This window comes from Kitasatospora sp. NBC_01539, assembly GCF_045040525.1.
GTDB lineage: Bacteria > Actinomycetota > Actinomycetes > Streptomycetales > Streptomycetaceae > Kitasatospora.
Genome location: NZ_CP109390.1, coordinates 3,934,583 through 3,946,714 on the forward strand (window position 1 = coordinate 3,934,583; position 12,132 = coordinate 3,946,714).

General features: G+C 74.0%; 12 protein-coding genes. 5 read left to right on the forward strand and 7 right to left on the reverse strand.

Annotation, left to right across the window (positions count from 1 at the left end; translation table 11 throughout):
- Nucleotides 1-154: 154 nt before the first annotated feature.
- Both OG335_RS16765 and OG335_RS16770 read left to right on the forward strand, forming a co-directional pair.
- Nucleotides 155-1,015 (forward strand): helix-turn-helix domain-containing protein, encoded by an 861-nt coding sequence (locus OG335_RS16765; protein ID WP_405011926.1) that lies wholly within the window; start codon nucleotides 155-157, stop codon nucleotides 1,013-1,015.
- Nucleotides 1,015-1,224 carry a DUF397 domain-containing protein gene (locus OG335_RS16770; protein ID WP_405011927.1) on the forward strand — a complete coding sequence of 70 codons (210 nt, stop codon included), beginning with the start codon at nucleotides 1,015-1,017 and terminating at the stop codon, nucleotides 1,222-1,224. The genes OG335_RS16765 and OG335_RS16770 overlap by 1 nt, the downstream gene beginning before the upstream one ends.
- A gap of 35 nt (nucleotides 1,225-1,259) precedes the next feature.
- Here OG335_RS16770 and OG335_RS16775 read toward each other — a convergent pair whose 3' ends face one another.
- Nucleotides 1,260-2,357: an ADP-ribosylglycohydrolase family protein gene (locus tag OG335_RS16775; RefSeq protein WP_405011928.1), complete on the reverse strand. Its 1,098-nt coding sequence runs from the start codon at nucleotides 2,355-2,357 to the stop codon at nucleotides 1,260-1,262.
- Nucleotides 2,358-2,657: 300 nt separating this feature from the next.
- On the opposite strand from OG335_RS16775, the gene OG335_RS16780 reads away from it, so the two are divergent.
- Entirely contained in the window at nucleotides 2,658-3,881 is a 1,224-nt protein-coding gene (locus OG335_RS16780) for a LolA family protein (protein ID WP_405011929.1), read from the forward strand.
- Nucleotides 3,882-4,029: 148 nt separating this feature from the next.
- Here OG335_RS16780 and OG335_RS16785 read toward each other — a convergent pair whose 3' ends face one another.
- From OG335_RS16785 to OG335_RS16795, 3 genes are all read right to left on the reverse strand, one after another.
- Nucleotides 4,030-4,470 carry a hypothetical protein gene (locus OG335_RS16785; protein WP_405011930.1) on the reverse strand — a complete coding sequence of 147 codons (441 nt, stop codon included), beginning with the start codon at nucleotides 4,468-4,470 and terminating at the stop codon, nucleotides 4,030-4,032.
- Nucleotides 4,471-4,647: 177 nt separating this feature from the next.
- Nucleotides 4,648-5,688, reverse strand: coding sequence for an EamA family transporter RarD (gene rarD / locus OG335_RS16790; protein ID WP_405011931.1), 1,041 nt, complete (start codon nucleotides 5,686-5,688; stop codon nucleotides 4,648-4,650).
- 198 nt (nucleotides 5,689-5,886) lie between these two features.
- A complete protein-coding gene (locus OG335_RS16795) occupies nucleotides 5,887-6,771 on the reverse strand; it encodes an NAD(P)H-binding protein (RefSeq protein ID WP_405011932.1) in 885 nt (294 codons plus the stop codon).
- Nucleotides 6,772-6,886: 115 nt separating this feature from the next.
- Between OG335_RS16795 and OG335_RS16800 the strand changes: the two genes are divergently transcribed.
- Nucleotides 6,887-7,285 (forward strand): winged helix-turn-helix transcriptional regulator, encoded by a 399-nt coding sequence (locus tag OG335_RS16800; RefSeq protein ID WP_405011933.1) that lies wholly within the window; start codon nucleotides 6,887-6,889, stop codon nucleotides 7,283-7,285.
- 95 nt (nucleotides 7,286-7,380) lie between these two features.
- On the opposite strand, the gene OG335_RS16805 is transcribed toward OG335_RS16800, so the two are convergent.
- Entirely contained in the window at nucleotides 7,381-8,142 is a 762-nt protein-coding gene (locus tag OG335_RS16805; protein ID WP_405011934.1) for a TetR/AcrR family transcriptional regulator C-terminal domain-containing protein, read from the reverse strand.
- Between the two features lie 69 nt (nucleotides 8,143-8,211).
- Between OG335_RS16805 and OG335_RS16810 the strand changes: the two genes are divergently transcribed.
- On the forward strand, nucleotides 8,212-8,862 hold the full coding sequence (locus tag OG335_RS16810) for a DUF5701 family protein (protein ID WP_405011935.1): 651 nt from the start codon (nucleotides 8,212-8,214) through the stop codon (nucleotides 8,860-8,862).
- Nucleotides 8,863-8,968: 106 nt separating this feature from the next.
- Here the strand turns inward: OG335_RS16810 and OG335_RS16815 are convergent, their stop codons facing one another.
- Together OG335_RS16815 and OG335_RS16820 are read right to left on the reverse strand one after the other, a co-directional pair.
- Entirely contained in the window at nucleotides 8,969-10,012 is a 1,044-nt protein-coding gene (locus OG335_RS16815) for a 2-oxoacid:ferredoxin oxidoreductase subunit beta (RefSeq protein ID WP_405011936.1), read from the reverse strand.
- Nucleotides 10,009-11,979 (reverse strand): 2-oxoacid:acceptor oxidoreductase subunit alpha, encoded by a 1,971-nt coding sequence (locus OG335_RS16820; RefSeq protein ID WP_405011937.1) that lies wholly within the window; start codon nucleotides 11,977-11,979, stop codon nucleotides 10,009-10,011. The genes OG335_RS16815 and OG335_RS16820 overlap by 4 nt, the downstream gene beginning before the upstream one ends.
- Nucleotides 11,980-12,132 lie beyond the last annotated feature (153 nt).

Genomic DNA, 12,132 nt, shown 5'->3' on the forward strand with positions numbered 1-12,132 from the left:
CCGATGATCTGTTCTAGTGCGTCGATGGGATTCCACCGCACGGAACAGAGGTGAGATGGCATGCTCTCCACGTCAGGGGGGGTCGGTAGCAATTTCCACACTGTTCCGAGGCGCGGTGCCGTCGTCCGCGCCAGAGGTCCGGCCGGAGGTCGATGTGTCCGCCAGCGTCAATCCCACCGTGCGCCGACGCAGGCTCGGCGCCGAACTCCGGCGCCTGCGCGAGCTGCGGGGCATGACCGCCGAGGAGGTGGCCGGCCGCCTCATGGTCTCCCAGTCGAAGATCAGCCGACTGGAGAACGGCCGCCGCAGCATCAGCCAGCGCGACGTCCGGGACCTGTGCGACGTCTACGACGTCGGTGACGAGCGCGTGCGGGCCGGGCTGATGGAGATGGCCCGCGAGTCGCGCCAGCGCGGCTGGTGGCACGAGTTCGGCGACATCCCGTACAGCGTCTACATCGGTCTGGAGGCCGAGGCCTCCTCGATCCGCGCGTACGAGTCGTCGTTCGTGCCCGGGCTGATGCAGACCCGCGACTACGCGGAGGCCGTTGTCGCCGGCACGTTCCCCGACTACGACACGCAGTCGGTCAAGCGCCGGGTCGAAGTGCGCATGAAGCGCCAGCTGCGGATAAACGGCGACAGCGACGACCGGCTCGGCAGCCTGTGGGTGGTCATAGACGAGGCCGTCCTCCGACGGGAGGTCGGGAGCAGGGCCGTGATGGCCGACCAGCTCTGCCAGCTGCTGACGCTGAGCGAGCGGCCCAACATCAACGTGCAGGTGATCCCGTTCAGTCACGGCGCGCACCCCGGCATGACCGGGACATTCTCCCTGATGGAGTTCCCGGAGTCAGCCGATTCCACGGTTGTCTACTTCGAAGGAGTGACGAGCGATCTCTACCTGGAGAAGGATGCCGACGTGCGCCGCTATACCAATCTTTACGACCACCTGCGGGCCGCGGCGCTGAGTGTCGCGGACAGTCGGTCACTGATGCACACCATTGCAGAGGGGTTCAAGTAATGACCACCACGTCCACGACCAATCTGACCTGGCGCAAGAGCAGCCACAGCGGCGGCAACGGAGCCTGCGTGGAGATCGCCGTCCCGGACACCCGCTCGATCGCCGTGCGCGACTCCAAGGACCCGGAGGGCCCGCAGCTGCGCTTCTCGAACGCGGCCTGGGCCGCCTTCGCCGCGGACGTCGCGGGCGGCGCCTTCGGCGAGGTCTGACCGCCGCGTCACGACCCCGGCGCTACCCGGCGGGCTCAGCCCGTCGGGTAGCGCACGGCCCACCCGGGCGAGCCGTGCAGCTCCGGCCCGTGCATCAGCTCCAGGGCGAAGTCGTCGGCCAGTTCCAGGATCGTGCCGCGTCCCTCCAGCTCCGCCACCAGGTCGGCGGGCAGCGCCGTCTCCCCGTGCAGCACGCCCAGCAGGTTGCCGCAGATCGAACCGGTGGAGTCGCTGTCACCGGAGTGGTTGACGGCCAGCAGCAGCCCCGACTTCACGTCCTCCGCCACCAGCGCGCAGTACAGGCCGATGGCCAGCGCCTCCTCGGCGATCCAGCCCTCCCCGAGCGCCTCGACCCGCTCGGCCGACGGCTCGCCGGCCCGGACGGCGTCCAGCGCGGCCCGCAGGGCGGCGGTGGTCTCCTCGTGCGAGGGCCGCTCGGAGAGCAGCGCCAGGGCGAGGTGCACCCCCTCCTCCAGGGTGCCGCCGCGGGCCACCGCGTGGACGATCACCGCGAACGCGCCCGCCGAGAGGTACCCGGTCGGGTGGCCGTGCGTCAGGACGGAGCACTCCACGGCGAGCTGGAAGACCAGCGCCGGGTCCCAGGCGGTCAGCAGCCCGAACGGCGCGGCCCGCATCACGGTGCCGCAGCCCTTGGAGTGCGGGTTCCGGGGGGCGTCCACCGTACCGAGCCGTTCGGCGTCCGGGCCGGACAGCCCGGTGAGGCAGGCCTGGCCGGGCGCGCGCTGCGCGTACAGCCACTCCTCGCGGCCGAGCCAGCCGAGGTCCGGCCGGCGCTCGTCCGGGCCCCAGTCCTGCTGGGTGGCGTGCCAGCGCAGGTACGCGCGGTGCACGTCGGTCGGCGGGTGCCAGCTGCCGGTGTCCCGGGCGATGTGGGCGCGTACGAGGCCGTCCAGCGTGAAGAGGGTCATCTGGGTGTCGTCGGTGATCGCACCCCGCCGGCCGTACGCGGGCACGAAGCCGGTCACCCCGAGCGGCCCGTGGGCGGCCCGGATCTTCTCCAGGGAGTCGAACTCGATCCCGGCGCCCAGGGCGTCGCCGACGGCGCCGCCGAGCAGGCAGCCCCGGACCCGGCTGCGGTAGTCCTGTTGCTGGGTGCGTGACCACAGGGGCATCACGGGTCGTTGCCTCTCGTCCGGGACGGTCCAGGAGCCTGCACTGTATTCGAAGATTCGAGCGGGCCTGCGGCGAGGTCGGGCCCCGGCCCACGGCGGCACCCGCCGTGCGGGACGCTCCGGACGGCCCCCGGCCCGTCCGGAGCGGTCCGTCTCCGGGCGGACGCGACCCTGAGCCCGCGTCAGGGTCGGCTGCGCCGGGAGTCTGACGGCGATCCAGCCCTCCCGGGCGATGCCCCCGCGGCCGGGTGCGCCTGTAATGGTGAGGGAGGACGTCGACCGTACGGAGGGGCTGGGGAGATGGCGGAGCAGGGAACGCAGACGACGGAGCAGGGCCTGCCGGGGGCGGAGGAACCGCAGCGGTCGGGGCGCCGCACGGCGGTACGGGTCGCGGTGCCGGTGGCGGTGGCCGCCGCGGTGGCCGCCGGCATCGGGCTGGTGCCCGCGCTGGCGGACGGTCCGGGGCCGAAGCTGCCCGCCGTGTCGGCGGAGCAGCTGGTGGCGAAGGTGCTGGGTGCGGACACCCAGGCGCTGTCCGGCACGGTGCAGGTGAAGGTCGACCTCGGCCTGCCGTCGGCGCTGCTCGGCGCGGCCGGCGACGCACTGGCCGCCGGGCCGGGCGCGGGCGGCGGCTCCGCGGGGCCGGAGGCGGAGCTGGCCTCGCTGCTGGGCGGTCAGCACGCCGTGCAGGTCGCGGTGGACGGGCCGGACCGGCAGCGGATCACGCTGGCGGAGGGACGCGGCGGCTACGAGCTGGTGCACGACGGTGCCGAGCTGTGGGCGTGGGACGGCGCGTCGAACGAGGCCGTGCACCTGACGGATCCGCAGGGTGCGGGCCGAGGCGGGTCGGCGCTGCCGTCGGCGGCCGCGGTGACCCCGCAGGAGGCGGCGAAGCGGTTCCTGCGGTTCGCCGACGGCACCACGACGGTCGCGGTGGACGGCACGACGCGGGTGGCCGGCCGCGACGCGTACCGGCTGAGCCTGGTGCCGAAGGGTCAGGGGTCGACCGTCGCCCGGGTGCGGATCGCGGTGGACGCCGAGCGCGGGGTGCCGCTGGGCGTGCAGGTGACGGCGACGTCCGGCGGCACGGTGCTGGACACGCACTTCAGCAGGCTCGCGTACGGCGCCCCGGCGGCGTCGACGTTCCGGTTCACCCCGCCGAAGGGCGCGAAGGTCACCGAACGGCCGGCCGGCGGCGACCACGCGGCCGCCGACGCGAAGGCCCTCGGCGGGCCCCTCGGGTCGGGTACGGCCCCGGACCCGCAGGTGACCGGCGAGGGCTGGCAGACCGTGGTGTCGTCGCGGCTGCCCGACGGGCTGCCGTCGGCGCCCGGCGGACCGGCCGGGCGGAAGGCCGCCGTGGACGGGCTGCAGCCGCTGGTGAAGATGATCGGCAAGCCGGTCGGCGGCGGCACCCTGGTCTCGACGAAGCTGCTGAACGTGCTGGTGACCGACGACGGCCGGGTGTTCGCGGGGGCGGTGACGCTGCCCGTCCTGCAGTCCGCGGCCGGAGTGAAGGGGTGAGCTGACCCCGGGTGGCGCGACCGGCGGGGGCCGGGCCTTCGGGGTCCGCCCCCGCCGGCGGCGTGCGGCGGGGCGACGCGGACGGGCCGGCCCTGCCGGTGCGCCGTGGCCCGCCCCCCGAGGGGCGGGGAACGGGAGCAGGAGCGGCTCAGTGCACGGGCAGCACGCGCGAGGTGGCGACGGCGCAGGCGAGGACCGGCAGCTGGGCGGGGGCGATGAGGAAGAGCGGCGACCAGTCGGGGCAGACGAGCCGGATGCCGGCGGTGAGGCCGTGCAGGCGGGCGCGGTGCGAGCCCTTCAGCTCGACCCGGTCGAGGCGGTACGGGCCGTCGAGGCCTATCGCCGGTCGGCCGTGCCGCTGCCACTGGATGCGGACGCGTCCGGCGGCGGGGGCGCCGGTGATGACGAGCTCGCCGGTCTCGGCGGCGTCGAGTTCGCGCCGGACGGCGGCGAGTCTCAGGTCGGTACCGCGGGCGAGCAGGTCGTCGGCGCTCTCCTGGAGCGTGAACGCGGCGGGCCGGGGACTCGGTACGGCACGGCGGAACGGCCGGGCGAGCTGCCCTGTGAATTGACCCGTGAGGTGAACCATCACAACCCTCCTGTGGCCCTGCGACGCCCGGGAGAGGGACGGGGTTTCCGTCGGCTCCGGCGGTGGCACGTCGGACGTTAGCAGCCCGGGGCGGGCCTTGAGGAGATCCGGAAACGAGTTCTTCACAGCGGGAGTGCCGATGCGAACGGCCCCCGCGCAGAGCGCAGTCGGACGGTCTCAGCGGGTGACGGCAGGGTCGGCCGGAGGGGCCGGGACGGAGGCTCCGACCGGCAGCTCCGCCGCTGCGGCGCGGACCGCCGCGGCATCCGCGGGCGGCTTCACGGACGCGGCGGCCGCCGCCGCGGCGAGCGCCGCCCGGTCGGCGCGGACGCGGCGGAGCGCGTCGAAGGTGAGCACCGCGAGGGCGGCCCAGACGAGGGCGAAGCCGGCCCAGCGGGCGGGCGGCATCGACTCGTGGAAGACGGTGACGCCGATGAGGAACTGGAAGACCGGGGCGAGGTACTGGAGCAGGCCGAGCGTGGTGAGCGGCACCCGGACGGCGGCGGCGCCGAAGCAGAGCAGCGGGACGGCGGTGATGACGCCGCTGACCACCAGCAGGCCGGAGTGCGCCCAGGCGGAGGTGGAGCCGGCCTGGTGGCCGAGGCTGCCGGTGCCCTGCAGCTGCAGGTGGACGAGGAACACGGCCGCGAAGGGGAACATCACGGCGCTCTCCAGTGCCAGGCTCTCCAGCCCGCCGAGCGCGACCTTCTTCTTCAGCAGCCCGTAGGTGGCGAAGGAGAAGGCGAGGGTGAGGGCGATCCACGGCGGCCGGCCGTAGCCGACGGCGAGGACGGCGACGGCCGCCAGGCCGATGCCGACCGCGGCCCACTGGGCGCGGCGGAGTCGCTCGCGGAGCAGGAGGACGCCGAAGGCGATGGTGACCAGCGGGTTGATGAAGTAGCCGAGGCTGGTCTCGACCACGTGGCCGGAGTTGACGCCCCAGATGTAGACGCCCCAGTTGACCGTGATGACGGCGGCGGCCCCGGCGACGAGGGCGAGGCGGCGGGGCTGGGAGAGCAGCGGCCGGATCCACGCCCAGCGCCGCTGGACGAGGAGCATCACGACGACGGCGACGAGCGACCAGAGCATGCGGTTGGCGAGGATGTCGGCGGCGCCGGCGGGCTCCAGGAGCGGCCAGAACAGCGGGAAGAGGCCCCACATGCCGTAGGCGGCGGCGCCGGACCAGAATCCGCGGCGCGCCTCGTCCTGGTCCGTCATGCCGCCCTGCCCTCCACGCGCGCCGGTGTCGGGTCGACCGTAGCGGGCGGGAGGGCAGACTGTCACGCCCGTATCCGCGTTTTGGTCATGACAGCCGCCCCGGCCGGGCCCGGCCCCCGGACCGCACCCCGCCGACGGCCCGGAGCGGGCGCCGGAACCGCCCGGACCAGGTGCCGGGCGGGCTCCGCGACCACCCGGTCAGGTGCCGAGCGCGGCCTTGACCGAGTCGGCGAGCGGAGTGGTCGGCCGGCCGATCAGGGCGGAGAGGACCCCGCGGTCGCGGGCCAGCTCGCCGCGGCCGATCGCCGCGTCGACGTCCACCAGGATGTCCGCGAAGCCCTCCGGCAGGCCCGCGCCGACCAGCGCCGCCCGGTGCTCCTGCGGGCTCACGTCGACGTACGCCACCGGGCGGCCCGACTGCGCGGCCAGCTCCGCCGCGTACGCGCTCTGGGTCCAGGCCTCGTCGCCGCTGAGCTCGTAGGCGCGGTTCTCGTGGCCCTCGCCGGTGAGCACGGCGACGGCGGCGGCCGCGTAGTCGGCGCGGGACGCGGAGGCGACCGGGCCGTCGCCGCTGCTGCCGAGCACGACGCCCCGCTCGACGGCCCCGGCCGCCTGGTCGGTGTAGTTCTCGGTGTACCAGCCGTTGCGGAGGAAGGTGTAGGGGAGGCCGGAGGCGAGGATCGCCGCCTCGGTGGCCTTGTGCTCGGCCGCGAGGTCGAAGCCGGCCTCGTCGCCGCCGAGCACGCCGGTGTAGACGATGCGGGCGGCGCCCGCGGCGGCGGCCGCGTCGACGACGGCGGTGTGCTGCGCCACCCGGGCGCCCACCTCGCTGCCGGAGATCAGCAGGACGGTGTCGCCGGCCCGGAAGGCGGTCGCGAGCGTCTCGGGCCGGCCGTAGTCGGCCTCGCGGACCTCGACTCCGCGGGCGGCCCAGGCGGCGGCCTTCTCGGGCGAGCGGACGGCGACGGCCAGACCTTCGACGGCCAGACCCTCGACGGCCGTACCCTCGGCGGGCACCCGGGCCAGGAGTCCTTCGACGACCAGGCGGCCGAGCTGTCCGGTGGCGGCGGTGACGACGATCATGGCGTGCTCCTCGTGCAGTGCGGGGCGGCGACCCCGCGGTGGTTTCACCTTCAACCACCACGGTACGGCGGGCACTAACCTTTCGAAAGTACGCACTTCGAAGTAGGGTACTTACATGCAGGTAAGCACCCCGCTCGCACCCGTCTCCGCGCTCCCGCCCCTCACCGGCGACGTCACCGACCGGATGTGCCCCTCCCGCGGGGTCCTGGAGCACGTGACCAGCCGCTGGGGCGTCCTGGTGCTGATCGCCCTGCGCGAGCGCGGCTACCGCTTCAGCGAGCTGCGCCGGGCCGTCGCCGGGGTCAGCGAGAAGATGCTGGCGCAGACCCTGCAGACGCTGGAGCGCGACGGCTTCGTGCACCGCGAGGCGCATCCGGTGATCCCGCCGCGGGTCGACTACAGCCTGACGCCCCTCGGGGAGCAGGCCGCGGAGATCGTCGGCGGCCTGGGCCACTGGGTGGAGCGGGCGCTCCCCGCGGTCGAGGCGGCCCGGCGCGCCTACGACGCCCGCTGACCCGACGACCCCGCCCCCGACGACCCCGCACCGCCGGCACCGCACCGCACCCGAAGGCACCGCACCCGAAGACCCCGCACCGCCCCGTCGGCCCCTCAGGGCCCGACGAGCGCCGCCAGCCCGTCCAGCACGCGCCGGAGACCGAAGGCGTACGCGTGCGCGGCGCTGGACGCCCCGCCGTAGGCCTCACCCGCCGCCGAGCCCACCCGCACGGCGGTCGGGAACCGCTCCGGGTCGAGCACCTTCGCGAGCAGCCCGGCGTTGCCCTCCCACCACTGCGCGTCGTCCACGGCGCTCTCCTGCCGCGCCGCCCGTTCGTCGGCGGCCGCCCGGGCGCAGCCCTGCACGAAGGCGAGCAGGAAGGTGAGCGCCGCGTCCGTCTCGACGTCGCCGAGGCCGAGGCCCTCCAGGGCGCGCAGCTCGTACTCGTACTTGGCCATCAGGCCGGGCCCGAGCGGGGGGCGGGTGGTGGCGATGCCGGCGACCCAGGGGTGGGCGGCGTGGAGGGCGGCGTTGTCGTCGGCGACGGCGGTGAGGCGGGCGCGCCAGCCGTCGTCGGCCGGGGCTCGGCGGGGCATGGCGGCGTAGACGGTGTCGAGCATGAGGTCGAGCAGTTCGGCCTTGCCGGGCACGTAGGTGTAGAGCGCCATCGGGGAGAGGCCGAGCTCCTGGGCGACGCGGCGCATGGTGACGGCCTCGGCGCCGTCGGCGTCGGCGAGGGCCACGGCCGCGGCGGCGATCTCCGGGACGGTCCGGGCCTGGCGGGGGCCGCGGCGGCCGGTGGAGGGCCCGGTCTCGCCCCAGAGCAGCGCGAGGGTCCGGGCCGGGTCGCCTGCACTGGTGCGGTCGGTGGCCATGGCGGGAATTCTTCCACCCTCTTTCTCCGTACGGTGTACAGTGTACTTAGTACGTTGAATTGGAGGCGCATGACCGCGTTCGACCGACAACTGCAACGGCTCGTCGACCTGGGCCACCCCGCCCTGGCCGGGCTGTCCACCGAGGAGTTCACCGCCCTGCTCGCACCGCTGCGGCCCGCCGCCGAGCAGGCCGAAGCCGCCGCGGCCGCCGCAGCCGGAGGAGGCACCGCGGCGGACCCGCCCGCCGAGGACCGGGTGCCGTTCCTGCTGGTGCTGCGGCGCAGCCTGGTGCCCGTCGAGCAGGCGGTGCCGCTGACCACCCTCGCCGGGAGGACCCGGCCGGGGATCGTCGACCGGCTGTACGCCCCCGGCGACCTCGAACGGTTCGTGCCGACCGTCGGGCTGCCGGGCGCCGCCGCCTACCTGCTGCTCGACGTCGAGCGCGGCGAGGAGTTCTGCGGCGCCGTCCCGCGCGACGCGATGGCCGTGGTCGCCGGCCGCGGGCGCACCCCGCTGACCATCGAGGAGGGCGTCGCGCTCGTCACGCAGCACCCGGAGCTGCTCGCCACCAACAAGTGCTTCTCGCTCGGCGGCTCGCGCTGCGGCGACAAGCGCGTGCCCGCCCTGTGGATCAGCAAGGGCGCGCCGAAGCTCGGCTGGTGCTGGGAGGGCAACCCGCACACCTGGCTCGGCATGGCCTCGGCCGGCGGCCGGGCCTGACGGTCGGGCCCGTGAAGCCGGGCCCGTGAAGCCGGGTCCGTACGGCCGCAGGCCCCCGGGAGACGTCCCCGGGGGCCTCCGGCGGCGGGCGGACGGGCGCGGGCGGTCAGACCACCGTCCAGGTGTCGCTGCCGTGCAGCAGCGACGCCAGGTCGCCGCGCCCGCGGGCCGCCTCGGCACGCTCCAGCTGCTCGGCCATCAGCGTGTCGTAGACCGGCCGCCGCACGCTGCGCAGCACCCCGATCGGGGTGTGGTGCAGGGTGTCGGCGTCGGCGAGCCGGGTGAGGGCGAAGGCGGTGGCCGGGCCCGCCGCGTGCGCGTCGTGCACGAGCACGCCCGCCTCGTTCTCCGCGGTGACGTGGTCGACGTGGAGTTCGCCGTCGGCGCCGCGGAAGACGCCCTGGTCGGTGCCGAAGCGGATCGGGCGGCCGTGTTCGAGGCGGATCAGCGCCTCGTCGCGTGTGCCGGGCTCCTTGAGCACCTCGAAGGCGCCGTCGTTGAAGATGTTGCAGTTCTGGTAGATCTCCACCAGTGCGGTGCCCTCGTGCTCGGCGGCCGCGCGCAGGACGGACTGCAGGTGCTGCCGGTCGGAGTCGATGGTGCGGGCGACGAAGGTGGCCTCCGCGCCGACCGCCAGCGACAGCGGGTTGAAGGGCGCGTCGAGCGATCCCATCGGCGTCGACTTGGTGATCTTCCCGACCTCGCTGGTGGGCGAGTACTGGCCCTTCGTCAGTCCGTAGATCCGGTTGTTGAACAGCAGGATCTTCAGGTTGACGTTCCGCCGGAGGGCGTGGATGAGGTGGTTGCCGCCGATGGAGAGCGCGTCGCCGTCACCGGTGACCACCCAGACGCTGAGGTCCTGCCGGGACGCGGCGAGGCCGGTGGCGATCGCCGGGGCGCGGCCGTGGATCGAGTGCATCCCGTAGGTGTTCATGTAGTACGGGAAGCGCGAGGAGCAGCCGATGCCGGAGACGAAGACGGTGTTCTCGCGGCGGATGCCCAGCTCGGGCATGAACGCCTGCACGGCGGCGAGGATCGCGTAGTCGCCGCAGCCCGGACACCAGCGGACCTCCTGGTCGGTCTTGAACTCCTTGGCGGTCTGGAGCGCCTCGGCCTTGGGCACCAGGTGGAGCGAACGGTATTCGGTCATCGCTGGTCCTCCGCTTCGAGGGTGCCGATCGCCGCGTGCAGGACGTCGGCCAACTGGGCCGCCTTGAAGGGGAGTCCGCGGACCTGGTTGTAGGACTGCGCGTCGACCAGGTACTTGGCGCGCAGCAGCAGGGCGAGCTGGCCGAGGTTCATCTCGGGCACGATCACCCGGTCGTATCCCTTCAGTACCGCACCGAGGTTGGCGGGGAAGGGGTTGAGGTGGCGCAGGTGGGCCTGGGCGACGTCCTCGCCGTCGGCACGGACCCGCCGGACGGCCGCGGTGATCGGGCCGTACGTGGAGCCCCAGCCGAGCACCAGGACGCGGGCGCGGCCGGTGGGGTCGTCGACCTCCAGCGGCGGCACCTCGATGCCGTCGATCTTGGCCTGCCGGGTGCGCACCATGAAGTCGTGGTTGGCGGGGTCGTAGGAGATGTTGCCCGTGCCGTCCTGCTTCTCGATGCCGCCGATCCGGTGTTCCAGACCGGGCGTGCCGGGCACCGCCCAGGGGCGGGCGAGGGTGCGGGGGTCGCGCTTGTACGGCCAGAAGACCTGGCTGCCGTCCTCCAGCTCGTGGTTCGGCCCGGTAGCGAAGTCCACGGTCAGGTCGGGGAGTTCGTCGACGTCCGGGATGCGCCACGGCTCGGAGCCGTTGGCCAGGTAGCCGTCGGAGAGCAGCATCACCGGGGTGCGGTACGCGAGCGCGATGCGGGCGGCCTCGACGGCCGCGGTGAAGCACTCGGCGGGGGTGGCGGGGGCGACGATCGGCACCGGGGCCTCGCCGTTGCGGCCGAACATCGCCTGCAGCAGGTCGGCCTGCTCGGTCTTGGTGGGCAGGCCGGTGGACGGGCCGCCGCGCTGGATGTCCACGACGAGCAGCGGGAGTTCGAGGGAGACGGCGAGGCCGATGGTCTCCGACTTGAGTGCGACGCCGGGGCCGGAGGTGGTGGTGACCCCCAGGGCGCCGCCGAAGGCCGCGCCGAGCGCCGCGCCGATGCCGGCGATCTCGTCCTCGGCCTGGAAGGTGCGCACGCCGAAGTTCTTGTGCCGGGACAGCTCGTGCAGGATGTCGGAGGCCGGGGTGATCGGGTACGAGCCCAGGAACAGCGGCAGGTTCGAGCGTTCGGCGGCCGCGATCAGCCCGTACGAGAGGGCGAGGTTGCCCGAGATGTTGCGGTAGGTGCCGGCCGGGAGGCGCGCCGGGGACACCTCGTAGGAGACCGCGAAGTCCTCGGTGGTCTCGCCGAAGTTCCAGCCGGCCCGGAAGGCGAGGATGTTGGCCTCGGCGATGTCGGGCTTCTTGGCGAACTTCTGCCGCAGGAACGTCTCGGTGCCGTGGGTGGGCCGGTGGTACATCCAGGAGAGCAGGCCGAGGGCGAACATGTTCTTCGCGCGTTCGGCGTCCTTGCGGGCGAGGCCGCTCTCCTTGAGGGCCTCCAGGGTGAGGGTGGTCAGCGGCACCCGGTGCAGGCGGAAGGCGTCGAGGGAGCCGTCGGTCAGCGGGTCGGCGGCGTAGCCGACCTTGGCGAGGGCCCGCTTGGTGAACTCGTCGGTGTTGACGATGAGCTCGGCGCCGTGCGGCACGTCCGGCAGGTTGGCCTTGAGCGCGGCCGGGTTCATCGCGACCAGCACGTTCGGCGCGTCGCCCGGGGTGAGGATGTCGTGGTCCGCGAAGTGCAGCTGGAAGCTGGAGACGCCCGGCAGGGTGCCTGCGGGTGCCCGGATCTCGGCGGGGAAGTTCGGCAGGGTGGAGAGGTCGTTGCCGAACGACGCGGTCTCGGAGGTGAAGCGGTCACCGGTGAGCTGCATGCCGTCGCCGGAGTCCCCCGCGAAGCGGATGATCACGCGGTCCAGTCGGCGGACCGGCTTGACGGGCCGCCCCTGCCGGGCCGCCGGCGGCGCCGAGCCGGCGCGGCCCTCGCCTCCGTCCGAGCCGTCCACTGCCTCTGACTGATCGACCTGACTGGTCACTGCCGCGGACCTCCTCGTGGGCGCCATCCGCGGGCGTGAGCCGTGTGCCCCGTCCGCCTGGTGCACCCTTCGCATCCTAAGGCGGGCAGGGATCACCGGACCGTAACTCGCGCAGGACGAATCGCCGGATGCGCCATCTCCGATGGCAGGCCC

What these genes read in the sequence shown, in the direction of transcription:
- OG335_RS16800 (WP_405011933.1), top strand. Translation starts at nt 6,887, where the DNA reads ATGCAGGTAAGCACCCCGCTCGCACCCGTCTCCGCGCTCCCGCCCCTC.
- OG335_RS16810 (WP_405011935.1), top strand. Translation starts at nt 8,212, where the DNA reads ATGACCGCGTTCGACCGACAACTGCAACGGCTCGTCGACCTGGGCCAC.
- OG335_RS16785 (WP_405011930.1), bottom strand. Translation starts at nt 4,470, where the DNA reads ATGGTTCACCTCACGGGTCAATTCACAGGGCAGCTCGCCCGGCCGTTC.
- OG335_RS16775 (WP_405011928.1), bottom strand. Translation starts at nt 2,357, where the DNA reads ATGCCCCTGTGGTCACGCACCCAGCAACAGGACTACCGCAGCCGGGTC.
- OG335_RS16770 (WP_405011927.1), top strand. Translation starts at nt 1,015, where the DNA reads ATGACCACCACGTCCACGACCAATCTGACCTGGCGCAAGAGCAGCCAC.
- OG335_RS16780 (WP_405011929.1), top strand. Translation starts at nt 2,658, where the DNA reads ATGGCGGAGCAGGGAACGCAGACGACGGAGCAGGGCCTGCCGGGGGCG.
- rarD (WP_405011931.1), bottom strand. Translation starts at nt 5,688, where the DNA reads ATGACGGACCAGGACGAGGCGCGCCGCGGATTCTGGTCCGGCGCCGCC.
- OG335_RS16795 (WP_405011932.1), bottom strand. Translation starts at nt 6,771, where the DNA reads ATGATCGTCGTCACCGCCGCCACCGGACAGCTCGGCCGCCTGGTCGTC.
- OG335_RS16805 (WP_405011934.1), bottom strand. Translation starts at nt 8,142, where the DNA reads ATGGCCACCGACCGCACCAGTGCAGGCGACCCGGCCCGGACCCTCGCG.
- OG335_RS16815 (WP_405011936.1), bottom strand. Translation starts at nt 10,012, where the DNA reads ATGACCGAATACCGTTCGCTCCACCTGGTGCCCAAGGCCGAGGCGCTC.